The following is a 23814-nucleotide window of genomic DNA, read 5'->3' as shown; positions in this document are numbered from 1 at the left end:
CAACCGTGTTCCCGCGTGGGCGGGGGGCTAAGCGGGTGCGGTTACGGTCAGGCGTTCGCCGCGGCGGGCTCCGCCTGTGCGTCGCCGCCGCCCGCACCACCGTCGCCGCCGCTGTCGCCGGTACCGCCGTCGCCTGCTACCGCGGCCTCCGCCCGGTCGCGCAGTTCCCGGCGTACGAGAACGACCCAGCCGACCGGCACGGCCGCGGCGAAGAGCCACCACTGGACGGCGTACGCCATGTGCGGGCCGATGGAGTCGGCGTCGGGGGAGGGGATGAGCTCGGGCTTCGGGCCCGCCGGGACGGGCTCGGTCTGCTCGATGTAGCCGCCGAGGACGGGCCGGGAGAGGGTCTTCGCCTGCTGCTCGCTGTTGATCAGCATGATCTGCCGGGGCGGCAGTCCGCTCAGGTCCTTGATGCCGCTGCCGGCCGTCGTCTCGTCGGCCTTGAGGCGTCCGGTGACGGTCACTTCGCCCTTGGGTGCGGCCGGGATCCTGGGGAAGGCCTGCTGGTCGGCGCCGAAGGGGATCCAGCCGCGGTTGACGAGCACCGCGCGGCCGTCGCCGAGGACCAGGGGGGTGAGGACGTGGTAGCCGACCCTGTCGTCGGCGGAGGTCCTGCGGCGTACGACGACTTCGTGCGCGGTGTCGTACGTCCCCGTGGCGGTCACCCGGCGCCAGTAGTCGGCGCGCGGGACGGTGTGTCCGGGGGAGGTGAGGTCGCCCACAGGGAGGGGCTTCGCCGTCAGGTTGTCGGCGATCAGCTTGTTCTGCGCGACCCGGTGCTCATGACGGTGCAGCTGCCAGAACCCCAGCTCGGTCATCGTGGGGATGAGAGCGAGCATCAGGAGGGTGAGGATCACCCACTGCCGGGACAACAGGAAGCGGTACACCCCATGACCGTACAACTCGGCCATGGGGTGTCCGGAGGGAGGGGGCGGACGAGGCGGGCGGTGGAGCCGGTTCAGACGTGGTCGACGATGCCCACCTTGCCCTCCGCGCGCGAACAGTGCGCGCAGCAGTACCAGTGTCCGTTCGCCTCCACGCCGTGGCCGATGATCTGGCACCGGCAGTGCTCGCAGATGGGTGCCATCCGGTGGATGGCGCAGGAGAAGCAGTCGAAGACGTGCACCGCGCCCTGCGCGTGCACCTCGAAGGACATGCCGTAGTCGTTTCCGCATACTTCGCAACGTGCCATGCGCCACAGGGTGGGACGGCGGGCGGCGGCGGTGCGAGCGGTCGCCGGGCGAGTCGTCCGGCAATCACCCGTCTGCCGGGGTCACGTCCCGCAGCAGCTGGGTGAAGGCGGCCTCGTCGACGACGGGGGTGCCGAAGGACTTGGCCTTGACCGTCTTGGACGTGGCGGAGTCGGGGTCGTTGGTGACGAGCAGACTCGTGAGCCGCGACACACTCGTCGCGACGTGCAGCCCGGCTTCGATCGCCCGGTCCTCCAGCAGCTCGCGGTCCACGGAGGTGTCCCCGGAGAATGCCACCCGCATCCCCTGCTTCAGCAGCTTCCCCGGTTCGTACCGTCCGGGGTTCGGATAAGGGCAGGCGGGGCGCTTGCGCGACGGGCGCCAGCTCGCCGGGCTGCCTGATCCTCCGTACGACGCCTGGTATCCAATTCGGGGTGTAGCAGGCGAATCCGACCATTCGGTGAGCGGTCGGCACTCCAGTAGCGGCAGTCGTACGCCGCCCTGCGCCGCCGCGTGCAGGCTCGGCCGGAACGCCTCCGCGAGCACGCGCGCGTCGTCGAGAGCGTGGTGCGCCCGCTGCTGTACGACGCCGAAGTGCGCGGCCAGCGACTCCAGCTTGTGGTTGGGCAGGGGGAGCCGGAGCTCCTTGGAGAGCGCGATGGTGCACAGCCGCTGCTGGACGGGTGCGGTGCGCTCGGCGCGCGCGTACTCCCTGGCGATCATCGACCAGTCGAACATCGCGTTGTGCGCGACGAGCACCCGCCCGTCGAGCCGCTCGGACAGCTCGGCCGCGATCTCCGGGAAGAGCGGAGCGCCGCCGAGGACGTCACTGGTCAGTCCGTGGATCCAGACGGGGCCGGGGTCGCGCTGCGGGTTGACCAGCGTGTACCAGTGGTCCTCGACGTCCCCCCGGTAGTCCAGCCGGTAGACGGCAGCGGAGATTATCCGGTCGTCGCGCGCGAGTCCGGTGGTCTCCACGTCGACGACCGCGTACCCCTTTGGGTAGGCGGTCGGCCACGGCGCTGCTGTCGAGTGGTCTTCGAGCATGGTCACTGAGGATACGGGCCCCCACTGACAGCCCGGTCATCCCGGGTGAGCAGACCATCGACCAGAGCTCTCACGGAGTTGACGAAGAGGCGTTCGGAATCGGCGGGGCGGGCCAGCGCGCGGGCCAGCGCCGGGTCGTGTTCCGCGGTCTCGGCGTCCCACAGTTCGTCCTCGCCCGGGTGCTGGATCGGGGCGCGTTCGCGATTGCGTTCGACGAGGACGTGCCCGACGGCCTGGAACTGGACCGCCCGTACGACCTCGGCGGCGGCCGCGCCGCGCAGGCCCGCCGCGTGCACCTCGTGGACGAGGGCTTGCTGGGCGGGCAGGAACATCCGCTCGGTGAGGCCGCGTTCGTGGACCATCGCGATCAGGTGCGGGCGCTCGCGCAGTTCTCGGCGGAGTGTGCGGGCGACGGAGACGATGCGGGCGGCCGGGGTGCGGCCGGTGGGGCGGATGGCGCCCATCTCCTGCACGGTGCGCTCCACCAGCGCGTCGAGGAGGGACTCGCGGTTCCCGACGTGCCAGTAGATCGAGGTGACCGCGGTGCCCAGCTCGGCCGCGAGCTTGCGCATGGTGAGGGACGCCGGGCCGTGCTGTTTCACGAGAGCCGCGGCGGCTTCGAGGACCTCTTCGCGGGTCAGGGCGGTGCGTGCCATGGAGCCCCCAATTCTCGTACGTGCACGGCTCTTTACCGTTCATCGCCCTCGGTGTAACTGTGTTACAGGCTACCGACGAAGGGCGGGTACGACATGGCACGCGTACGGTACGGCGCGCGGACCGAGGCCGAGATCAGGGCCGCGCGCGAGACCGGCACCAAGCTCCCCGACATCTGGTCGACCGGTGTGGTGGCGGTCTGGGAGAGCGACCCGGACGCGGTGGCGGCCGTACTGCCGCCGCCGCTCAAGCCCGACGGGAGTGCGCTCGTACGGGCGAACATCAGCAAGGTCGACCTGCCCGGATATCCGCTGGGCGCCGGTTCGGTGGCGGTCGCGGCCGTCCACGACGGGATCACCGGCTGGTACCCCCTCGTCATGCCGATGACCCACGAGCGGGCGCTCATCGGCGGCCGCGAGGTCTTCGGGGAGCCGAAGAAGCTGGGCGAGGTGAGCGTCGAGCGCGACGGTCTGGTCGTACGGGCGGCCCTCGCACGGCACGGCATCGCGTTCGTCGAGGTGCGGGGCGCGGTGGAGGGGCCGCTTCCGCTGCCCGAGCCGGTGGAGAAGGTGGACTTCTACTTCAAGTTCCTGCCGGCGGTGGACGGACGGGGCTTCGACGCCGACCCCGTCCTCGTGCACTGCACCCGCAACGAGAAGGTCCGGAAGCTGGAGCGGATCGTGGGCGATGTGGTGCTGCGCGAGTCGATGTACGACCCCGTCGCCGACCTGCCCGTACGCCGCCTCGTCAGCATCACCATCGGTGAGAAGACCACCGACCAGAAGGGCCGGGTGGCCGAACGGGTCAGCGCGCAGGCCCTGTTGCCGTACATCCACCAGCGCTACGACGACCCGCAGCAGATCCTCGACGGCCCGCCGGAAGGGAGCGTCTGATGCGGCTGGCGGAGGGGCAGGTCGCCGTCGTCACGGGCGCGGCGAGCGGCATCGGGCTCGCGATGGCCCGCCGGTTCGCGGCCGAAGGTCTCAAGGTCGTCCTCGCGGACGTGGAGGAGGGCGCGCTGGAGAAGGCGGCGGCCGGACTTCGCGAGGAGGGCGCGCAGGTGCTGGCCCACGCCGTCGACGTCAGCGAGCGCGCGTCCGTCGTCGCGCTCGCTGACGCGGCGTACGACACCTTCGGCGCGGTGCACGTGCTGTGCAACAACGCGGGCGTCGGGTCGGGCGCCGAGGGCCGCATGTGGGAGCACGAACCGAACGACTGGAAGTGGGCGTTCGCGGTCAACGTGTGGGGGGTCTTCCACGGCATCCAGGCCTTCGTGCCGCGCATGATCGCGGGCGGCGAGCCGGGCCATGTGGTCAATACGTCGTCGGCCGACGGCGGTATCGCGCCGCTGCCGACCGCCTCCGTGTACGCCGTCACCAAGGCGGCCGTCGTGACGATGACCGAGTCGCTGTACGCCCACCTGAAGGCGGAGGGCGTGCCGGTGGGCGCGTCGGTGCTCTTCCCCGGCCCGCACATGCTCCGCACCGGACTGTGGGAGTCGCACAGGAACCGTCCCGAGCGGTACGCCAAGGAGCGGCCCCGCAAGACCCCTTACCGCAGCCTCGGTCAGTGGGAGGCGGCAATGAAGGACGCGGGGCACGAGATCGAGTTCACGCCGGTCGAGCAGGTCGCCGAGCACGTCGTGGACGGGATCGGGGCCGACCGCTTCTGGATGCTTCCGGCGAGCGAGCACAGCGACCGGCAGATCCGGGCGAGGTCGCAGTCGATGCTCGACCGCGCCGACCCGTCGTACTTGGAAAGTTTCATCCTGGACTGAGGGACGTGCGATGACAGACCCGTACCTGATCATCTCCTCCGACTGCCACGCCGGGCTGCCGACCGAGCAGTACCGGCCCTATCTGGACAGCGCCTTCCACCGCGACTTCGACGAATTCCTCGGGCAGCGCGATGCCCGCCGCGCGGAGATGACGCGCCTGGGCGTACGCAACGAAGCCTTCGCCGCCAAGTGGTTCCAGGACAACGAGGAGGGGCTGCGCGGCGGTTGGGACGCCGCCCAGCGCCTCAAGGAGCTCGACGGCGACGGGGTGGCCGCCGAGGTCGTCTTCCCCGACGCCGATGCCGTCGACAGCCAGACCGCCGCGCCCTTCGGCGTAGGCCTCGGCCTCTCCGGCGACCAGGACCCCGAGCTGGGCATGGCGGGCGCGCAGGCGCACAACCGCTGGCTGGCCGAATTCGTGGGCGGCCACGCCGAAAACGCATCACGCCACTGCGGCGTGGCCCTCCTCCCCGTCACGGGAGAGGTGGACAGGGTCGTGGCCGAAATCCACCGGGCCAAGGAGTCCGGGCTCGGCGCCCTGATGATCCCCTCGATGTGGGTCGACAAGGCGCCGTACCACGACCGGCGTTACGACCCGGTGTGGGCGGCGGCGGCCGAGACGGCCATGCCTGTCGTCACCCACTCGGGCGCGGCGCCCCGCCACGAGTACGGCGATCACCTGGGCATCTACGTATCCGAGGTGACGTGGTGGCCGGCCAGGCCGCTGTGGTTCCTGCTCTGGTCGGGCGTCTTCGAGCGGCACCCGGGCCTGAAGTTCGGTATCGCCGAGTCGGGCTGCTGGTGGCTGCCGAACCAGCTGTGGTTCATGGACCGCCTCTACCTCGGCGCACACGGCGGAAAGAAACTCTCCCCATTCGCCGAGCTGAAGCGCCCGCCCAGCGAGTACCTGGACCGGCAGGTCTTCATCTGCGCCACCAACACCAAGCGCCGGGAACTTGCCCAGCGCTACGAGATCGGCGTCGACAACATCCTCTGGGGCAGCGACTTCCCGCACCCCGAGGGCACCTGGCCCGACACGCGTGCGTGGCTGAAGAGGACCTTCCACGACATCCCGGTGACCGAGACCCGCCGCATCCTCGGCCTCGCCGCCGCCGACGTCTTCGGCTTCGACACGGCGAAACTCGCCCCGCTCGCACGGCGCATCGGCCCGACGCCGGAGGAGCTGGGCCAGCCCGACGATCAGGGGCCCGTCGAAGCGTCGTGGGCCAGGTCGCGTGAGGTGGGCCGCCACTGGCTCACCGACCACGACTTCCCGGTACTGGGGGTCTCGCCATGACCTCGGACCGCTACACGGTGATCTCGGCCGACTGCCACGCGGGCGCCGATCTCCTCGACTACAAGCCGTACTTGGAGAAGAAGCACCACGACGACTTCGACGCATGGGCTGCGGCGTACGTCAATCCGTACGAGGACCTCCTGGCCGACACCGCCGACCGCAACTGGAACTCCGCACGCCGCCTCGCCGAGCTGGAGGCCGACGGCATCGTCGCCGAAGTCGTCTTCCCCAACACCATCCCGCCCTTCTTCCCCTCCGCCTCACTCATGGCCCCGGCGCCGTCCCAGGCGGAGTACGAGCAGCGCTGGGCGGGCCTGCGCGCGCACAACCGCTGGCTGGCCGACTTCTGCGACGCAGCTCCGGGCCGCCGGGCCGGTGTCGCGCAGATCCTCCTCAACGACGTCGACGAAGCGGTACGCGAGATCCGCCGCACCAAGGCTGCGGGCCTCACGGGCGGCATCCTGCTGCCCGGCACGCCGCCCGGTTCCGGCGTACCCGAGCTGTACTCGCAGTTGTACGACCCGATCTGGGCGGTATGCGAAGAGCTGGACGTACCGGTCAACCACCACGGCGGATCGGCGTCCCCGCCGCTGGGGGACGAACCTGCGGCCCGCGCCGTCTTCATGGTGGAGACGACGTGGTTCTCGCACCGGGCGCTGTGGCACCTGATCTTCGGCGGCGCTTTCCGACGCCACCCCGGCCTGAAACTCGTCCTCACCGAACAGGGCTCGGGCTGGATCCCGGGGGTGATCGAAATGCTGGACTACTACCACTCACGTCTGGTGGCGGCAGCGACGCGTGGCGCCTCCACGGCCGAGTCCAAGTTCGGTGCGGGCCTTGCCGCTTCGATGGGCAGGGGCCCCAGCGAGGTCTGGCGCGACAACTGCTTCGTCGGCGCGAGCTTCATGCGCCCGCACGAGGTGCCGCTCCGCGACCGGATCGGACTCGACAAGATCATGTGGGGCTCCGACTACCCCCACGACGAGGGCACGACTCCGTACTCCCGCGAGGGCCTGCGGATCGCGTACGCGGGCCTGCCACGCGAGGAGGTCGCGGCCATGGCGGGCGGCAACGCGGCCCGCGTGTACGGCTTCGACCTCGTCGCACTCGACCGTGTCGCGGCGAAGACCGGACCCACCGTCGCGGAGATCGCCGAGCCCCTGAAGGAGATCCCGCCGGACGCGACCAGCCCCGCCTTCGCACCGGGCGGGTCGGTCCGCGTGTGGTGAGCGTACGGGTGAGACCCTCCCTGAGTGACTGAACCGGAACCCCAGGAAGCGGCCCACGGCGGCGGCCTCGGCGCGCGCCTGAACTGGCTGCGCGCCGGGGTGCTCGGGGCCAACGACGGCATCGTCTCCACGGCGGGCATCGTCGTCGGCGTCGCGGGCGCGACCGACGAGCGCGCCGCGCTGCTGACGGCGGGTCTCGCCGGACTGCTGGCCGGGTCGATGTCGATGGCCGCGGGGGAGTACGTATCGGTGTCGACGCAACGCGACTCCGAGAAGGCGGCGCTGGCCGAGGAGAAGCGGGAGCTCCGGGAGCAGCCGGAGGCCGAACTCGACGAGCTGACAGAGCTGCTGGCCGGGCGCGGTCTCTCCCCGGACGTGGCCCGCGAGGCCGCGCAACAGCTCACCGAACGCGACGCGTTGCGCGCGCACGCGCGCGTGGAGCTCGGTATCGACCCCGACGAGCTCACCAACCCCTGGCATGCGGCGGCCGCCAGCTTCGTCGCCTTCACGGTCGGAGCCCTCCTCCCTCTCCTCGCGATCGTCCTCCCGCCCGAGTCCTGGCGCCTGCCGGTCACGGTGATCTCGGTCCTGGTCGCCCTGGCCCTGACGGGCTGGGGCAGCGCCCGCCTGGGCGCGGCACCGCCGAGCCCTGCGGTGGTACGGAACGTGGCGGGCGGGGCGCTGGCGATGGCGGTGACGTACGGGGCGGGGTCGCTGCTGGGTGCGGCGGGAGTCTAGGGGGTGCCGGGGAGCCGCTGACATCACGTCTTACATACTTGGCGGTAACAACCCCTAGCCGAGCGCTCACCTGCGCCTCTATCGTGCGGGCATGCCGAACCTGCCCGATGTCGTGCTGTGGTCGATACCCGCCTTCGTACTGCTCACCGCGCTCGAAATAGTGAGCTACCGCCTCCATCCCGACGAAGATGCCGCCGGGTACGAGACCAAGGACGCCGTCACCAGCGTCAGCATGGGGCTCGGCAGCATCGCGTTCGATCTCCTCTGGAAGATCCCGATCGTCGCGATCTACATGGCCGTGTACGAACTCACACCCGCCCGCGTCCCCGTCCTGTGGTGGACGATCCCGCTGATGCTCCTCGCGCAGGACTTCTTCTACTACTGGTCGCATCGCGGCCACCACGTCATCCGCATCCTCTGGGCCTGCCACGTCGTCCACCACTCCAGCCGCAAGTTCAACCTCACCACCGCCCTGCGCCAGCCCTGGACGACGCTCACCGTCTGGCCGTTCTACGTGCCGCTGATCGCGTGCGGTGTGCATCCCGCCGCGCTCGCGTTCTGCTCCTCCGCGAACCTCGTCTACCAGTTCTGGGTGCACACCGAGCGCGTCGACAAGCTGCCGCGCCCCTTCGAGTACGTCCTGAACACGCCGTCCCACCACCGCGTCCACCACGCCTCCCAAGGCGGCTACCTGGACCGGAACTTCGGCGGCATCCTGATCCTCTGGGACCGGCTCTTCCGCTCCTTCGCGGCCGAGACCGAGCGGCCCGTCTTCGGCCTGACGAAGAACATCGACACCTACAACCCGCTGCGCGTGGCCACCCACGAGTACGCCGCCATCGCCCGCGACGTACGAGCGGCAGCCACCTGGCGCGAGCGGGCGGGCCGGATCTTCCGCGGCCCCGGCTGGCAGCCGCGCCCGGCGGAGCCGGCAGGCCCCGGTCAGGCACAGGAAGCCGCCGCAGGACGCACCGCATGAGCGCCACCGCCACCCCCGGGGACCGGCCCGACGGCGCCCGCGTCCGCGACCGGCGCGAGGTGTGGGCCCGGGGGCTCCTCCTCGGCTTCGGCGTCGCGGCCCTCGCCGACCTCGGCTCGCTCGTCGCCGGGGCCGACGCCGGGCACCTGATCGCCAAGCCGCTGCTGATGCCGCTCCTCGCGGCGTACGCGATGCTGCGCGGCGCACCCCGGCTGCTGGTCGCGGCCCTGCTGTTCGGGTGGGGCGGCGACGTCTTCCTGCTCTCCGACGCCGAGCCGGCGTTCATGGCCGGCATGGGCTCCTTCGCCGCCGGTCATGTCTGCTATCTCGTGCTGTTCGGGCGCAGCCGTCAACGAAGCAACGGCGTCAGCCGCACGTACCCGCTCCTCGGCGCCGGATACGCCGTCGCCCTCGTCGCGACGGTCGCGCTCCTGTGGCCCGACCTCCCCGTCGAACTGCGCATCCCGGTGGCCGGATACAGCCTGCTGCTCACCGCCATGGCGTGGCGAGCGAGCGGCCTCGGGCTGTACGCCGGGCTCGGCGGCGCGCTCTTCCTGCTCTCCGACACTCTCATCGCGACCGGCGTCGCCGAGTGGCCACAGCTGCCCGCACCCGACTTCTGGATCATGCTCACCTACGTGGCCGCGCAGTGTCTGCTGGCCATGGGCGTACTGGCGCGGCGGGCGTCCCCGGCTCCCGGCGACGGGGCCCAGGACCCGGTGGCGTACCGCGAAGGCCGTACAGCCGCCTGAGTACCGAGGACCTGCCTCATGGCGGGTGCTGCGCATGCCCAGCCGTGAGCCGTGACGCGAGACGGGCCGCCCGGAGAGAGACCGGGCGGCCCGCGCACTCGTAACGCGTAAGTCGTGAAGCGACCTACTTCTTGGTCACGGCGTCCAGCGCGTCGGCGATGCCGACCCCGTAGAAGCCGTTGTAGTTCTTACCGCCCTCGCACACCGCGTCGATCTTGCCGTCGCCGTTGATGTCGTACGGGTCGGTGCACGCCGTCTCGTCCGCCTGGCTCGCCAGGAGAGACTTGATCCGCTTCGCCGAGGCGTGCGGGTGCGTGCTCTTGATGAGCGCCGCTACGCCCGCGACGTGCGGGGAGGCCATCGACGTACCGGCCATGTAACCCCACTGGCCGCCCGGAATCGGGCCCAGGATCAACCCGCTGACCGCCGGCGGCGCGGGCTTCTGGTACGCCGTGCTGTCGCCGCCCGGAGCCGCGATGTCGACGACACCGTGACCGTAGTTGGAGAACGACGACTTCAGGCCCTTCGCCCCCGTCGAAGCGACGGTGACGACGCCCGGCAGCTGGGTCGGAGCGTCGAGGCACTCGCTCGGGTCGATGTCGCGCGGCACCGGTGTGGTGTCGTTCGGGCTCGTCGTGTCCTTGATCGAGTCCGCCGCGAGATCGTAGTTCGAGTTGCCGGCCGCGGCGACGTTCACCGCGCCCTTCTTCTCGGCGTACTGCGACGCCCGGACGATGGCGTCGACCAGCGCCTTCTGGTCCGGGTCGTCCTTGCAGTTGAACATCCACGGGTCGGTGTAATAGCTGTTGTTCGTCACATCGACGCCGTGCTCGGCCGCCCACACGAAGCCGCAGACGACCGACTCGGTGTAGAAGAAACCGGCCGTCGTGGACACCTTGATGCCGGAGACCTTGACGCCCGGCGCGACACCGGTGACCCCGACACCGTTCTTCGCGGCGGCTATCTCGCCCGCCACATGTGTGCCGTGCGGGCTCTCCTCCGCCGACGGGCGCCAGGCGCCGTCCGTCGTGTCCGGCTTGCCGGTCACGCAGTTGACCGACGCCTCGCGGTCGAAGTTCGCCGCGAGGTCCGGGTGGGTGTCGTCGACACCCGTGTCGATCACTGCGACCGTGACGTCCCTGCTGCCGAGCGACTTCTCGTGGGCCTTGTCCGCCTTGATGGCGGGCAGGTCCCACTGCAGCGGCTGCAACGGGTCCTCACCGGCGACGGCGTCCGCGGACGCCGCCTCCAACTGCGCGCCGGTGAGCGCCTTCGGCGTGCCGACATCCTTCGTCGACTGGGCGGGCAGCGGCGCGGTACGGGTGGCACCCGCCGACTGGACGCCCTTGACCTTGCGCATCGTCTTCGCGAACGCGTCGTTCGACGAGTGGACGACGATCACGCCGATCTGGTCGTACGCCTGGACGATCGTGCCGCCGGCCTTGCCGATGGCCTGCTTCACCTTCGACGCATTGCCGTGTCCCGGGCGGACATTGACGACGTAACTGAGCGGCGTACCCGCGGCCTCGGCGACCGCGGCCCGGGCATCTGCCATGCCTGTCGCGCCGGTGGCGTCGGCCGATGTCGCCGATGCGGTGCCCGGCAGGAAGGCAAGGGCGGCGGTGATGGCCATGCCCGCGGATATGGCCACGGTACGGCTGGAACGCAGGGTGCGGTGCGGCGTCATGAGATCTCCGGTTCGCTGAAGTGGGCGGAGCGGAAGTGGACGGAGCGCCGGCCGGTCACCTTTTGACGGCGTCGAGAGCGTCGACGACGCCGAAGCCGTAGTAACCGTTGTAGTTCTTGTCGCCCTCGCAAGTGGTCGCCTCGACCCACTTGCCGGCCGCGTCGTAGACATGGCTCGGGCAGCCGGTGTTGTCGGCCTGCGCCTTGAGCAGCGCCTGGAGCTGCGCCGGAGTCGCCTTCGGGTGCGTGCTCTTCAGCAGCGCGGCTACGCCCGCGACGTGCGGGGTGGCCATCGAAGTGCCCTGCTTGTAGCCGTAGCCGCCGTCCAGGACGGTCGACAGGACCCGGCCGTTGGCGTCGGGCGTGGCCGGGATCTGGTACTTGTCGCCACCCGGGGCCGCGACATCGGCGACACCGTAACCAAAGCTGGAATAGTACGACTTGACGTTCTTGTCGCCCGTCGCGGTCACCGTCACGACACCCGGCAGCTGGGTCGGCACGTCGAAGCACTCGGACGGGTCGATGAGCCGGTCGGCCGGGGTGGTGTCATTGGGGCTGGAGTCGTCGAGGATCTCGTCGGCCGAGAGGTCGAAGTTCGAGTTGCCCGCCGCGGCGACATTCAGGGCGCCCTTGCGCTCCGCGTACTTCGTGGCGCGCGTCAGGGAGTCGAGGAGGGCCTTCTGGTCCGGGTCGTCCTTGCAGTTGAACATCCACGGGTCGACGTAATAGCTGTTGTTCGTCACGTCGATGTCGTGCTCGGCGGCCCACACGAAACCGCACACGACGGCCTCGGTGAAGAAGAGGCTGGTGCCCGGCTCGCTGACCTTGATGCCGGCGAGCTTGACGCCCGGCGCGACACCGGTGACGCCGAGCCCGTTGCGCGGGGCGGCGATCGTACCGGCGACATGGGTGCCGTGGTCACTGCCGTCGGTGTACGGACGCCAGGCGCCCTCGGACGAATCCGCCACACCGCCGACGCAGTTGGCCGACTGGGACTTGGAGAAGTTCGGCGCGAGGTCCGGGTGCGTGTCGTCGACACCGGTGTCGATCACACCGACCGTGACCTTGCTGCTGCCGTCATTGATCTTGGCGGCCTTGTCCGCACCGATGGCGCGGATGTCCCACTGGTTGGCCTCCAGCGGCTCCTGCCCGGGCTCAGCCGCCTCGGCCGCCTTCGCGGCCTCGGCCGCCGACAGCTTCTGCGTGGTGCCTTCTTCGGTGGTGGCGACCGGGGTGAGCGGCGCGGTGCGGGTGGCACCCGCCGACGCCACACCCTTCGCCATGCGTATCTGCTTGCCGAAGTCGGGGTTCTGCGAGTGGACGACTATGACGCCGATCTGCTCGTACGCCTTCACCACGGTGCCGCCGGCCCTGACGATCGCCCTCTTCACCGAAGCGGTCGTGCCGTGGCCACCGTTGGTGTTCACCACGTACGACAGCTTCGGGCCTGTCGCGGCGGCTGTGGCCGTAACCGGGTCTTCGAGAGGCGCCGCGGTGGCGATCGCTCCAGGCAGGAAGCCGAGCGACGCCGTGAGAGCCAGTCCGAGGGGCAGTGCCAGGTTGCGCTGCCGTCTGGATCCCAGATGAGCCATGGGTTCTCCACATCATCTTTGAAAGCCGCCCTTGCGCGGGGTGCGCGAGAGCGGGTACGTGACGAGTGAAGCTAGCGCCGATCATGCATTCGTATCAACGAGTTGGGAAAAGATAATGGCCGATGTTGAACCGAGTCGTCGCGCGACCCGTGCCGTTGACAGGGAGACACGCACCACCGTCCCCCACCAGTGAGGTCACATTGCCCACCCCACCCACCGCACCCGCGTCGCGAGGAGATTCCGTGGCAACCGATGCACCACCGCCCGAGGGCGGCACGGGCCTGAGCCAGGCAGAGCACACGGCAGAACACACCGCAGGGCACACGACGGAAGAATTCGTCGAGATGCAGGAGAGCGCGGAATTCGGCGAACTGCGCCGCTCCCACCGCTCCTTCGCCTTCCCCCTGACCGTCGCGTTCATCGCCTGGTACCTGCTGTACGTCCTGCTGTCCAACTACGCGGGCGGCTTCATGGGCACCAAGCTCTTCGGCAACATCAACGTGGCGCTCGCCCTCGGCCTCGCCCAGTTCGCCACGACGTTCCTCATCGCCTGGTTCTACTCGCGCCACGCCGCCGCGCAGCTCGACCCGAAGTCCGAGGCGATCAAGTCCCGTATGGAGGGCGACGCATGAGCACCGCGCTGACCACGGCGGCCACGGTCCAGCTCGCCGCCGCCGGCGACGCGAGCGAGCACCGGCCGCTCATCATCACCCTTTTCGGGCTGTTCGTCGTCGCCACCCTGTTCATCACGGTCTGGGCGGGCCGCCAGACCAAGAATGCCGCCGACTTCTATGCGGGCGGCCGCCAGTTCACGGGCTTCCAGAACGGCCTCGCGATCTCCGGCGACTACATGTCCGCCGCGTCGTTCCTCGGCATCGCGGGCGCCATCGCCCTCTTCGGATACGACGGCTTCCTCTACTCCATCGGCTTCCTGGTCGCCTGGCTGGTCGCACTGCTCCTCGTCGCGGAGCCGCTGCGCAACTCCGGCCGCTACACCATGGGCGACGTCCTCGCGTACCGCATGCGCCAGCGCCCGGTCCGTACTGCCGCAGGCACCTCCACCATCGTCGTCTCGATCTTCTACCTGCTCGCGCAGATGGCGGGCGCGGGCGTACTCGTCTCGCTGCTCCTCGGCATCACCAGCGACGCGGGCAAGATCCTCATCGTCGCCCTCGTCGGCGTCCTGATGATCGTGTACGTCACCATCGGCGGCATGAAGGGCACCACCTGGGTCCAGATGGTCAAGGCCGTCCTGCTCATCGCGGGCACCTTGCTGATCACCTTCCTGATTCTGCTGAAGTTCAACTTCAACCTCTCCGACCTGCTCGGTACGGCGGCATCCAACAGCGGCAAGGGCTCGGCGTTCCTGGAGCCCGGCCTGAAGTACGGCGCCACGGGGACCTCGAAGCTCGACTTCATCTCGCTGGGCATCGCCCTGGTCCTGGGCACCGCCGGCCTGCCGCACATCCTGATCCGCTTCTACACCGTGCCGACGGCGAAGGCCGCCCGTAAGTCGGTGAACTGGGCGATCGGCATCATCGGCGCCTTCTACCTGATGACCATCGTGCTCGGCTTCGGCGCCGCCGCGCTGCTCAAGCCCGGCGACATCGTCGCCTCCAACAAGGCGGGCAATACGGCCGCCCCGCTGGCCGCCCTGGAAATCGGCGGCGGCGCGGACTCCCCGGGCGGCGCGATCCTGCTCGCCGTGATCTCCGCAGTCGCCTTCGCGACCATCCTCGCGGTCGTCGCCGGCCTCACCCTGGCGTCCTCGTCGTCGTTCGCGCACGACATCTACGCCAACGTCATCCGGCGCGGCAAGGCCACCGAGAAGGAAGAGGTACGCGCCGCACGCTGGGCGACGGTCGCCATCGGCATCGTCTCCATCGCACTGGGCGCACTGGCCCGCGACCTGAACGTGGCCGGGCTCGTCGCCCTCGCCTTCGCGGTCGCCGCCTCCGCCAACCTGCCGACGATCCTCTACAGCCTCTTCTGGAAGAGGTTCACGACGCAGGGCGCGCTGTGGTCGATCTACGGCGGCCTGATCTCGTCCGTGACCCTGGTGCTCTTCTCGCCGGTCGTCTCGGGCAAGCCGTCGTCGATGTTCCCCGACGCGGACTTCGCCTGGTTCCCGCTGGAGAACCCGGGGCTGATCTCGATCCCACTGGGCTTCCTGCTCGGCTGGCTCGGGTCCGTACTGTCGAAGGAGGAGCCGGACGTCGGCAAGTACGCGGAGCTGGAGGTCAAGTCCCTCACGGGCATCGGAGCGCACTGACCTCAGGTGCCACAGCAGGATCCACCGCACAATCCACAGCACATTCCACAATCGTGAGCCCTGGCCGCGTCGTAGAGTCGTACGACGCGGCCACTGTGCTCCTCGTGGCATCGGGCCCCTGTTGTTGTCAGACGCGTCGCGTAGGCTCGACAGCGTTGGACCAAGACGAATTCCGGATCGGGGAGGGGGCCGAGGATGCTTATCGACACTTATGGCCGGGTCGCCACTGACCTGCGTGTTTCGCTCACCGATCGTTGCAATCTCCGCTGTACGTACTGCATGCCGGAAGAGGGCCTGCAGTGGCTGGCCAAGCCGGATCTGCTCACCGACGACGAGATCGTCCGGCTGATACGGATCGCCGTGACGGACCTGGGCGTGACCGAGGTGCGCTTCACCGGCGGAGAGCCGCTGCTGCGCCCCGGCCTCGTCGGCATCGTGGAGCGGTGCGCCGCCCTGGAGCCGCGCCCCCAGATGTCCCTGACGACCAACGGCATCGGCCTCAAGCGCACCGCCGTCGCCCTCGAGGCGGCCGGCCTGGACCGGGTCAATGTCTCGCTGGACACCCTGCGCCCCGACGTCTTCAAGACCCTCACGCGCCGGGACCGGCACCACGACGTGATCGACGGCATGGCGGCCGCCCGTGACGCGGGCCTCACCCCCGTCAAGGTCAATGCCGTGCTGATGCCGGGGCTCAACGACGACGAGGCCCCCGACCTGCTCGCCTGGGCCGTCGAGAACGACTACGAGATGCGTTTCATCGAGCAGATGCCGCTCGACGCCCAGCACGGCTGGAAGCGCGACGGCATGATTACGGCCGGTGACATCCTGGAGTCGCTGCGTACGCGCTTCACGCTCACCTCGGAGGGCGACGACGAGCGCGGCTCGGCCCCCGCCGAGCGCTGGGTCGTCGACGGCGGTCCGCACCGCGTCGGCGTCATCGCCTCCGTCACCCGCCCGTTCTGCCGGGCCTGCGACCGGACCAGGCTCACCGCCGACGGCCAGGTGCGCACGTGCCTGTTCGCCCGTGAGGAGTCGGACCTGCGTGGTGCCCTTCGCTCCGGCGCCCCGGACGAGGAGATAGCCAGGCTCTGGAAGCTGGCGATGTGGGGCAAGAAGGCGGGCTCCGGTCTCGACGACCCGTCCTTCCTGCAGCCCGACCGTCCGATGTCGGCCATCGGAGGCTGAGACGCCGATCGGTCGTCTCAGCCCTCTTGGTCTCAGCCGTCCTGGTCGTCTCCGGCGGTGGACTCCTCCCACTCCTTGAGCGTCACCACATCCTTCAAGAAGCCGCGTACGCCGAGGAATTGGGACAGGTGCTCACGGTGCTCGTCGCAGGCCAGCCAGGTCTTGCGGCGCTCCGGAGTGTGCAGCTTCGGGTTGTTCCAGGCGAGGACCCAGACGGCGGGGGTGCGGCAGCCCTTGGCGGAGCAGACCGGTGCGCTGGAATCGGAAGCATCAGGGGAGTTCACGCGCTCAACCCTAGGTCAGCCCCAAATGGCGACGCCGAGCAGCCACGGGGGGAGCTGCCCGGCGTCGGTCCGTCGCTCCGACGGGGGATGCGGAGCGCCTACGAAGTATGTCACGCGACATGGGGTGCGGTGCACCGGAACTTCATGATTGATCTGAGCTTTTCTTGAGCTTTGCGGACCGGACGGGATCAGCTCTGGTCAGGCGCCCGTTGACCCCGGCCGGGTTCAGCTGCCTCCGGCTCGGCTTCCGGGGAGGCCGGTTCGGGGGAGGCGGTGAGCGCCGGGCGCACGGGTGTGGGGACGAAGGTCGAGGGCAGTGAAGGTGCGTTTTCCCGCCCCGCGTTGGCGATGACCACGGCGATGTACGGAAGGAGCGCTCCCAGTACCAGGGCCACGATCGCGACGGGCCGCTCCACGTTCCACAGGACCGCGGCCAGGATGAATGAAACCGTCCGTACGGACATCGAAATGACGTAGCGGCGCTGCCGGCCACGCACGTCGTCGGCCAGCGACTGCCGGGCTCCTGTGATCCGGAAGACCTCGGCGCTGCTGTGCTTCCGCATCATGTTCCACCACCCGATTCGTGTGCCGGACACTCCCCGGACCGGACGCATTCCACGTTACGCCGCGCCTGCGCCGCGTTCGAGACCGGGGGATCCCCAGCCCTGCGCGCACGGCGACCGCCCGGCCACGTATGGCGCCGTCGGGCATGCGCCGTACCGGGGGCGGTCCGAGACTGGGCGCACATGCGCACACGGCGCCGCACGAGGAGGCGACATGAGCTGGTTGTGGGCGATCATCGTGGGCCTGGTCCTCGGCCTGATCGCCAAGGCGATCATCCCGGGCAAGCAGCAGATTCCGCTGTGGCTCACCGTCATTTTCGGCATTCTCGGCAGCATCGTCGGCAACTCCGTCGCCCGGGGGCTCGGCGTCGACGAGACCCGCGGCATCGACTGGTTCCGCCACCTGTTCCAGCTCATCGGCGCCGTCGTGATCGTCGGAGTGGGCGACATGCTCTGGACATCGAGGAAGGGCACCAGAGAGCGGGCCTGACGCATACGAGCCGGGACAACGAGAAGCGGCCGGGAGCGCGGAATCGCGCACCCGGCCGCTCTGCCGTGCGGAAGCGACTCAGCCGGCGGCAACCTCGATCGCCGCCAGGTTCTTCTTGCCCCGGCGCACCACCAGCCAGCGGCCGTGCAGCAGCTCTTCCCGCCCGGGTACGGCGTCCTCGTCGGTGACCTTGACGTTGTTCACGTAGGCCCCGCCCTCCCGGACCGTACGTCGGGCGGCCGACTTGCTCGGCGACAGGCCGACCTCCGTGAACAGGTCCACGACGGACCCGAGCTCGGCGACCGTCGCGTGGGGCAGCTCGGACAGTGCCGCGCCCAGCGTCGCCTCGTCGAGCTCGGCGAGCTCGCCCTGGCCGAAGAGCGCCCTCGACGCGGCCATGACCGCCGCGCACTGCTCGGCGCCGTGCACGAGCGTCGTCAGCTCCTCCGCCAGCGCGCGCTGGGCCGTGCGGGCCTGCGGGCGCTCCTCGGTGAGCCTCTCCAGCTCCTCCAGCTCCGTACGGCTCTTGAAGCTGAGGATGCGCATGTACGGCGAAATGTCCCGGTCGTCCACGTTCAGCCAGAACTGGTAGAACGCGTACGGCGTGGTCATCTCCGGGTCCAGCCAGACCGCACCGCTCTCGGACTTGCCGAACTTGGTGCCGTCCGCCTTGACCATCAGCGGGGTGGCGAGCGCGTGCACGTTCGCGTGCGGCTCCAGGCGGTGGATCAGGTCGAGACCCGCCGTGAGGTTGCCCCACTGGTCGCTGCCGCCCTGCTGGAGGGTGCAGCCGTAGCGCCGGTACAGCTCCAGGAAGTCCATGCCCTGAAGCAGCTGGTAGCTGAACTCCGTGTAGCTGATGCCCTGGTCGGACTCCAGCCGCCGGGCGACCGAGTCCTTGGCGAGCATCTTGCTGACCCGGAAGTGCTTGCCGATGTCCCGCAGGAACTCGATCGCGGACATCTCCGCGGTCCAGTCCAGGTTGTTGACCATGGTGGCCGCGTTCGGCCCCTCGAAGGAGAGGAACGGCTCGATCTGGGCGCGCAGCCGCGCCACCCAGTTCGCGACCGTCTCCGGGTCGTTCAGCGTGCGCTCCGCGGTGGGCCGCGGGTCACCGATCTGGCCGGTGGCCCCGCCCACCAGGGCGAGCGGCCGGTGACCGGCCTGCTGGAGCCGGCGCACGGTGAGGACCTGCACCAGGTGCCCCACGTGCAGGCTGGCCGCCGTCGGGTCGAAGCCGCAATAGAACGTGACCGGACCGTCCGCGAGCGCCTTGCGCAGTGCGTCCTCGTCAGTGGACTGGGCGAACAGCCCGCGCCACTTCAGCTCGTCGACGATGTCCGTCACGGTCTTGTCTCTCCTCGAAATGATGGGAAGTCTCCCGGCCAGTCTATGGGCGTCATACGCCCTGGCTGACCGAGCTCATATTGAAGTCCGGGATACGCAGCGCGGGCATCGCGGCCCGGGTGAACCAGTCGCCCCACTCACGCGGCAGCGTCTTCTCGCTGCGTCCGGCCTCGGCGGCCCGCGACAGCAGGTCGACCGGCGACTCGTTGAACCGGAAGTTGTTCACCTCGCCGACGACCTCGCCGTTCTCTACGAGATAGACACCGTCCCGGGTCAGCCCGGTCAGCAGCAGCGTCGCAGGGTCGACCTCGCGGATGTACCAGAGGCAGGTCAGCAGCAGCCCGCGCTCCGTGGAAGCCACCATCTCGTCCAGCGAACGCCCGCCCCCGCCGTCCAGGATCAGATTGCCGATCCCGGGAGCCACCGGCAGCCCGGTCAGGCCCGCGCTGTGCCGGGTCGTGAGCAGGTGTTCGAGCCTGCCGTCGCGCAGCCAGTCGGTGGCGTTGAGCGGCAGTCCGTTGTCGAAGACCGACGAGTCGTCGCCGGAGGAGTGCGCGATGACGAACGGCGCGGACTCCAGGCCCGGCTCGTTCGGGTCGCTGCGCAGCGTCAGCGGCAGCTCGGACAGCGTCTCGCCGATCCGGGTGCCGCCGCCCGGCTTGCTGAAGACGGTGCGGCCCTCCGCGGCGTCCCTGGCCGTCGACGACCACAGCTGGTAGATCAGCAGGTCGGCCACGGCGGTCGGCGGCAGCAGCGTCTCGTACCGCCCGGCCGGGAGGTCGACCTTGCGCTCCGCCCACCCCAGGCGCTTCGCCAGTTCCGCGTCCATCGCGGCCGGGTCCACGTCCTTGAAGTCGCGGGTGGCATGACCGGCCCAGGCCGAGCGCGTACGGTCCGGGGACTTGGCGTTGAGCTCCAGCGTGCCGTTGGGCTGGTCGTGACGCAGGCGCAGGCCCGTCGACGTACCGAGGTAGCTGGAGGTCGTCTCGTGGTTCGCGAACCCGTACAGCTCACGCCCACCGGCTTTGGCGCGGGCGAAGGCCTCGCCGAGCGCGGGCGCGAAGTCGGCGAAGACGCTGGAGGAGGTCTCGGCGGGTGCGTCCGTGAAGTCGGGGGACGTGGGCACTCCGGTGACCAGCGGCTGGGCGTCCTCGGCCGGCCCGGCGCCGCGCGCGGCGGCCTCGGCGGCCCGTACCAGCGGCTCCAGCTCGTCGGCGGTGACGGCCGACCGCGACACCACACCGGACGCTGTGCCCTCCGCGCCGTCGACGGTGGCGATGACGGTGAGAGTGCGCCCGCGCGTGACGCCGTTGGTGGTGAGGGCGTTGCCCGCCCAGCGCAGATTGGCGGAGGAGTGCTCGTCGGCGATGACCATGCAGCCGTCCGCCGTTGACAGCTCCAGCGCCCGCTCGACGATCTCGTACGGCTTGGCTGTGCGGCTCATCGACCGGCCTCCTGCGTCGTATTGAGGATGTTCACGCCCCGGAACAGGGCCGACGGGCAGCCGTGGGAGACCGCCGCCACCTGGCCCGGCTGGGCCTTGCCACAGTTGAAGGCGCCGCCCAGCACGTACGTCTGCGGGCCGCCGACCTTCTCCATCGAGCCCCAGAAGTCCGTCGTCGTCGCCTGGTAGGCGACATCGCGCAGTTGCCCGGCGAGCCGCCCGTTCTCGATTCGGAAGAAGCGCTGCCCGGTGAACTGGAAGTTGTACCGCTGCATGTCGATCGACCAGGACCGGTCACCGACGACGTAGATCCCGCGCTCGACGCCCCCGATCAGATCCTCGGTCGAAAGCCCGCCCGGATCCGGCTGGAGCGAGACATTCGCCATGCGCTGTACGGGCACATGGCCGGGGGAGTCGGCGTAGGCGCAGCCGTTCGACCGCCCCAGGCCCGTCAGCTTCGCGATGCGCCGGTCCAGCTGGTAGCCGGTGAGCGTCCCGTCCTTGATCAGATCCCAGGACTGCGCCTCGACACCCTCGTCGTCGTACCCGACCGTCGCGAGCCCGTGCTCGGCGGTCCTGTCACCCGTCACATTCATGATCGGGGAGCCGTACGCCAGCTTCCCGAGCTGATCGAAGGTGGCGAAAGAAGTCCCCGCGTACGCCGCCTCGTAGCCCAGCGCCCGGTCCAGCTCGGTCGCGTGGCCGATCGACTCGTGGATGGTCAGCCACAGATTCGACGGGTCGACCACCAGGTCGTACGTCCCGGCCTCCACGCTCGGCGCGCGCATCTTCTCGGCGAGCAGCGAGGGAATCTGCTCCAGCTCGGACTCCCAGTCCCAGCCGGTCCCCGTCAGGTACTCCCAGCCGCGCCCGACCGGCGGCGCGATGGTCCGCATCGAGTCGAACTCGCCGCTCTTGTCGTCCACGGCGACCGCGGTGAGCTGCGGATGCAGCCGCACCCGCTGCTGGGTGGTGACGGTGCCGGCCGTGTCCGCGTAGAACTTGTTCTCCTGCACGGTCATCAGCGACGCGTCCACATGGGCGACCCCCTCGGCCGCCAGCAGCCGCGCGCTCCAGTCGGTGAGCAGCCCCGACTTCTCGTCGTCCGGTACATCGAACGGATTGATGTCGTACGCCGAGACCCACGTCCGGTCGGCGTGCACCGGCTCGTCGGCCAGCTCAACCCGCTCGTCCGACCCCGCCGCCTTGATCACCTTCGCCGACAGCTTCGCCATCGCAATGGCCTGGCCCGCGACCCGGGCGGCCGCGTCCATGGTCAGGTCGACGCCGGAAGCGAACCCCCAACTGCCCCCGTGCACCACCCGTACCGCATACCCCAGGTCCGTGGTGTCGGAGGTACCCGATGGCTTGGCGTCGCGCAGCCGCCAGGTCGCGCTGCGCACCCGCTCGAAGCGGAAATCGGCATGATCGGCGCCGAGCGCGCGAGCACGCGCGAGCGCCGCGTCGGCGAGCGCGCGCAACGGCAGCGCCGTGAACGCTTCGTCGATGGAATGAGGCACGGATGACTCCTGTCGTCGAGACCGGTCACCCCGATCATGTCGCGCCCGGGGGCCCCGTGCCCACTACTTTCTGTAGGGACCCGACAGTGACTTTCGTACGGCGCTGTCAGGCCCCGATTCTCCGTACGCGGCCCGGTACCGATAGCTTCGATCGGTACCAGACCGCTATCGAAAGGGTGATCCGTTGAGCCGCTCGGTTCTCGTCACCGGAGGAAACCGGGGCATCGGCCTCGCCATCGCCCGCGCTTTCGCCGAGGCAGGCGACAAGGTCGCGATCACTTACCGTTCCGGCGAGCCGCCGGCAGCTCTCACCGACTTGGGCTGCCTGGCCGTCAAGTGCGACATCACCGACGCCGAGCAGGTGGAGCAGGCCTACAAGGAGATCGAGGAGAAGCACGGGAACGTGGAGGTGCTGGTGGCCAACGCCGGCGTCACCAAGGACCAGCTCCTCATGCGCATGTCCGAGGAGGACTTCACGTCCGTACTCGACACCAACCTCACCGGCACCTTCCGGGTCGTCAAGCGTGCCAACCGCGGCATGCTGCGCGCCAAGAAGGGCCGGGTCGTGCTGATCTCCTCGGTCGTCGGGCTCCTCGGCTCGGCGGGGCAGGCGAACTACGCCGCCTCCAAGGCCGGTCTGGTCGGCTTCGCGCGTTCGCTCGCCCGTGAGCTGGGCTCGCGCAACATCACCTTCAACGTCGTCGCGCCCGGGTTTGTCGACACCGACATGACTCAGGCGCTCTCGGACGAGCAGCGCAAGGGCATCGTCGCCCAGGTGCCGCTCGGCCGTTACGCGCAGCCGGACGAGATCGCCGCGACGGTGCGGTTCCTCGCCTCCGACGACGCGTCGTACATCACTGGAGCCGTCATCCCGGTTGACGGCGGATTGGGCATGGGTCACTGATCACATGAGTGGAATTCTTGACGGCAAGCGCATCCTCGTCACGGGTGTGCTGATGGAGTCCTCCATCGCCTTCCACACCGCCAAGGTGGCCCAGGAGCAGGGTGCCGAAGTCATCCTGACCGCCTTCCCCCGGCCCACGCTCACCGAGCGCATCGCGAAGAAGCTGCCGAAGCCCGCGAAGGTCATCGAGCTGGACGTGACCAACACCGAGCACCTGGACCGGCTCGAAGGCCTGGTCCGCGAGGAGCTCGGCGGCCTCGACGGCGTCGTCCACTCCATCGGCTTCGCCCCGCAGGACGCGCTCGGCGGCAACTTCCTCAACACGCCCTTCGAGTCCGTCGCCACGGCGATGCACGTCTCGGCGTTCTCGCTGAAGTCGCTCACCATGGCGTGCCGCCCGCTGATGGGCAGCGGCAGCTCGGTCGTCGGCCTCACCTTCGACGCCCAGTACGCCTGGCCGCAGTACGACTGGATGGGCCCGGCCAAGGCCGCGCTGGAGGCCACCTCCCGCTACCTCGCCCGTGACCTGGGCAAGGACAACATCCGCTGCAATCTGATCTCGGCCGGACCGATCGGCTCCATGGCCGCCAAGTCCATCCCGGGCTTCACGGAGCTCGCGGACGTCTGGAACCACCGCTCCCCGCTGGAGTGGAACATGTCCGACCCGGAGCCGGCCGGCCGCGGCGTCGTCGCGCTGCTCTCCGACTGGTTCCCGATGACAACGGGCGAGATCATCCACGTCGACGGCGGGCTGCACGCCATCGGCGCGTAGCACGCAGCGCTCGACCACTCAGCGTCTCACGGCTGCCAGGAAGCCGCGCGACCGTCGACGAGACGGTGCGCGGCTTCCTGCGTGTCCGG

At 69.7% G+C, this 23814-nt stretch carries 24 protein-coding genes; 13 read left to right on the top strand and 11 right to left on the bottom strand.

All coding sequences use genetic code 11. The features are described 5' to 3' along the window. Window positions 1-47: 47 nt before the first annotated feature. From J7I98_RS00235 to J7I98_RS00220, 4 genes are all read right to left on the bottom strand, one after another. A complete protein-coding gene (locus tag J7I98_RS00235) occupies window positions 48-890 on the bottom strand; it encodes an SURF1 family protein (RefSeq protein ID WP_214915522.1) in 843 nt (280 codons plus the stop codon). A 71-nt stretch (window positions 891-961) separates the two neighbouring features. Then, the gene (locus tag J7I98_RS00230; protein WP_214914153.1) at window positions 962-1195 is read right to left on the bottom strand and encodes a hypothetical protein; all 234 of its coding nucleotides are present in this window, start codon (window positions 1193-1195) and stop codon (window positions 962-964) included. A 64-nt stretch (window positions 1196-1259) separates the two neighbouring features. Then, the gene (locus tag J7I98_RS00225; protein ID WP_214914150.1) at window positions 1260-2246 is read right to left on the bottom strand and encodes a DEDDh family exonuclease; all 987 of its coding nucleotides are present in this window, start codon (window positions 2244-2246) and stop codon (window positions 1260-1262) included. Then, window positions 2243-2896, bottom strand: coding sequence for a TetR/AcrR family transcriptional regulator (locus J7I98_RS00220; protein ID WP_214914147.1), 654 nt, complete (start codon window positions 2894-2896; stop codon window positions 2243-2245). Before J7I98_RS00220 ends, J7I98_RS00225 begins: the two co-directional genes overlap by 4 nt. A gap of 93 nt (window positions 2897-2989) precedes the next feature. On the opposite strand from J7I98_RS00220, the gene J7I98_RS00215 reads away from it, so the two are divergent. The 7 genes from J7I98_RS00215 to J7I98_RS00185 all read left to right on the top strand — a co-directional run bounded on the left by J7I98_RS00215 (window position 2990) and on the right by J7I98_RS00185 (window position 9666). Continuing rightward, on the top strand, window positions 2990-3787 hold the full coding sequence (locus J7I98_RS00215; RefSeq protein WP_214914145.1) for an acetoacetate decarboxylase family protein: 798 nt from the start codon (window positions 2990-2992) through the stop codon (window positions 3785-3787). Beyond that, window positions 3787-4671 carry an SDR family NAD(P)-dependent oxidoreductase gene (locus J7I98_RS00210; RefSeq protein WP_214914143.1) on the top strand — a complete coding sequence of 295 codons (885 nt, stop codon included), beginning with the start codon at window positions 3787-3789 and terminating at the stop codon, window positions 4669-4671. The genes J7I98_RS00215 and J7I98_RS00210 overlap by 1 nt, the downstream gene beginning before the upstream one ends. Window positions 4672-4681: 10 nt before the next feature. Continuing rightward, on the top strand, window positions 4682-5968 hold the full coding sequence (locus J7I98_RS00205) for an amidohydrolase family protein (RefSeq protein ID WP_214914141.1): 1287 nt from the start codon (window positions 4682-4684) through the stop codon (window positions 5966-5968). Then, window positions 5965-7197, top strand: coding sequence for an amidohydrolase family protein (locus J7I98_RS00200; RefSeq protein WP_214914138.1), 1233 nt, complete (start codon window positions 5965-5967; stop codon window positions 7195-7197). The genes J7I98_RS00205 and J7I98_RS00200 overlap by 4 nt, the downstream gene beginning before the upstream one ends. A gap of 24 nt (window positions 7198-7221) precedes the next feature. Next, window positions 7222-7935, top strand: coding sequence for a VIT family protein (locus J7I98_RS00195; protein WP_214914134.1), 714 nt, complete (start codon window positions 7222-7224; stop codon window positions 7933-7935). A 91-nt stretch (window positions 7936-8026) separates the two neighbouring features. Then, window positions 8027-8914 carry a sterol desaturase family protein gene (locus tag J7I98_RS00190; protein ID WP_214914131.1) on the top strand — a complete coding sequence of 296 codons (888 nt, stop codon included), beginning with the start codon at window positions 8027-8029 and terminating at the stop codon, window positions 8912-8914. Next, a complete protein-coding gene (locus tag J7I98_RS00185) occupies window positions 8911-9666 on the top strand; it encodes a lysoplasmalogenase (protein WP_214914129.1) in 756 nt (251 codons plus the stop codon). The genes J7I98_RS00190 and J7I98_RS00185 overlap by 4 nt, the downstream gene beginning before the upstream one ends. Window positions 9667-9790: 124 nt before the next feature. Here the strand turns inward: J7I98_RS00185 and J7I98_RS00180 are convergent, their stop codons facing one another. Together J7I98_RS00180 and J7I98_RS00175 are read right to left on the bottom strand one after the other, a co-directional pair. Continuing rightward, entirely contained in the window at window positions 9791-11353 is a 1563-nt protein-coding gene (locus tag J7I98_RS00180; RefSeq protein ID WP_214914126.1) for a S8 family serine peptidase, read from the bottom strand. A 55-nt stretch (window positions 11354-11408) separates the two neighbouring features. Continuing rightward, a complete protein-coding gene (locus tag J7I98_RS00175; RefSeq protein ID WP_214914124.1) occupies window positions 11409-12944 on the bottom strand; it encodes a S8 family serine peptidase in 1536 nt (511 codons plus the stop codon). Between the two features lie 242 nt (window positions 12945-13186). Between J7I98_RS00175 and J7I98_RS00170 the strand changes: the two genes are divergently transcribed. The 3 genes from J7I98_RS00170 to moaA all read left to right on the top strand — a co-directional run bounded on the left by J7I98_RS00170 (window position 13187) and on the right by moaA (window position 16401). Then, on the top strand, window positions 13187-13576 hold the full coding sequence (locus tag J7I98_RS00170) for a DUF485 domain-containing protein (protein ID WP_374225045.1): 390 nt from the start codon (window positions 13187-13189) through the stop codon (window positions 13574-13576). Beyond that, on the top strand, window positions 13573-15216 hold the full coding sequence (locus tag J7I98_RS00165) for a cation acetate symporter (protein ID WP_214914122.1): 1644 nt from the start codon (window positions 13573-13575) through the stop codon (window positions 15214-15216). The genes J7I98_RS00170 and J7I98_RS00165 overlap by 4 nt, the downstream gene beginning before the upstream one ends. A gap of 195 nt (window positions 15217-15411) precedes the next feature. Continuing rightward, window positions 15412-16401, top strand: a complete 990-nt coding sequence (gene moaA, locus J7I98_RS00160) for a GTP 3',8-cyclase MoaA (RefSeq protein ID WP_214914120.1) — start codon at window positions 15412-15414, stop codon at window positions 16399-16401. Between the two features lie 32 nt (window positions 16402-16433). Here moaA and J7I98_RS00155 read toward each other — a convergent pair whose 3' ends face one another. Then, a complete protein-coding gene (locus tag J7I98_RS00155) occupies window positions 16434-16685 on the bottom strand; it encodes a hypothetical protein (RefSeq protein WP_214914118.1) in 252 nt (83 codons plus the stop codon). Window positions 16686-16873: 188 nt separating this feature from the next. Continuing rightward, window positions 16874-17248 (bottom strand): DUF3099 domain-containing protein, encoded by a 375-nt coding sequence (locus J7I98_RS00150; protein WP_214915514.1) that lies wholly within the window; start codon window positions 17246-17248, stop codon window positions 16874-16876. A gap of 214 nt (window positions 17249-17462) precedes the next feature. Here J7I98_RS00150 and J7I98_RS00145 point away from each other — a divergent pair, with 214 nt between their 5' ends. Then, window positions 17463-17738, top strand: a complete 276-nt coding sequence (locus J7I98_RS00145) for a GlsB/YeaQ/YmgE family stress response membrane protein (protein ID WP_214914115.1) — start codon at window positions 17463-17465, stop codon at window positions 17736-17738. Between the two features lie 78 nt (window positions 17739-17816). Here the strand turns inward: J7I98_RS00145 and tyrS are convergent, their stop codons facing one another. The 3 genes from tyrS to J7I98_RS00130 are packed head-to-tail and all read right to left on the bottom strand — an operon-like array spanning window position 17817 to window position 22049. Continuing rightward, window positions 17817-19085, bottom strand: a complete 1269-nt coding sequence (tyrS, locus tag J7I98_RS00140; protein WP_214914112.1) for a tyrosine--tRNA ligase — start codon at window positions 19083-19085, stop codon at window positions 17817-17819. Window positions 19086-19137: 52 nt separating this feature from the next. Next, window positions 19138-20529 (bottom strand): metallopeptidase TldD-related protein, encoded by a 1392-nt coding sequence (locus tag J7I98_RS00135; RefSeq protein WP_214914109.1) that lies wholly within the window; start codon window positions 20527-20529, stop codon window positions 19138-19140. Then, complete coding sequence (locus J7I98_RS00130) at window positions 20526-22049, bottom strand: TldD/PmbA family protein (protein ID WP_214914107.1); 1524 nt, start codon at window positions 22047-22049, stop codon at window positions 20526-20528. Before J7I98_RS00130 ends, J7I98_RS00135 begins: the two co-directional genes overlap by 4 nt. A gap of 184 nt (window positions 22050-22233) precedes the next feature. Here J7I98_RS00130 and fabG point away from each other — a divergent pair, with 184 nt between their 5' ends. Both fabG and fabI read left to right on the top strand, forming a co-directional pair. Then, window positions 22234-22953, top strand: a complete 720-nt coding sequence (gene fabG / locus J7I98_RS00125; protein ID WP_214914104.1) for a 3-oxoacyl-[acyl-carrier-protein] reductase — start codon at window positions 22234-22236, stop codon at window positions 22951-22953. Between the two features lie 4 nt (window positions 22954-22957). Further along, window positions 22958-23725, top strand: coding sequence for an enoyl-ACP reductase FabI (gene fabI / locus J7I98_RS00120; protein WP_214914102.1), 768 nt, complete (start codon window positions 22958-22960; stop codon window positions 23723-23725). Window positions 23726-23814 lie beyond the last annotated feature (89 nt).

The sequence above is a fragment of the Streptomyces sp. ISL-98 genome (assembly GCF_018614055.1).
In the GTDB taxonomy this organism is placed as follows: domain Bacteria; phylum Actinomycetota; class Actinomycetes; order Streptomycetales; family Streptomycetaceae; genus Streptomyces; species Streptomyces spiramyceticus.
This window is presented reverse-complemented; position numbering and strand designations above follow the sequence as displayed.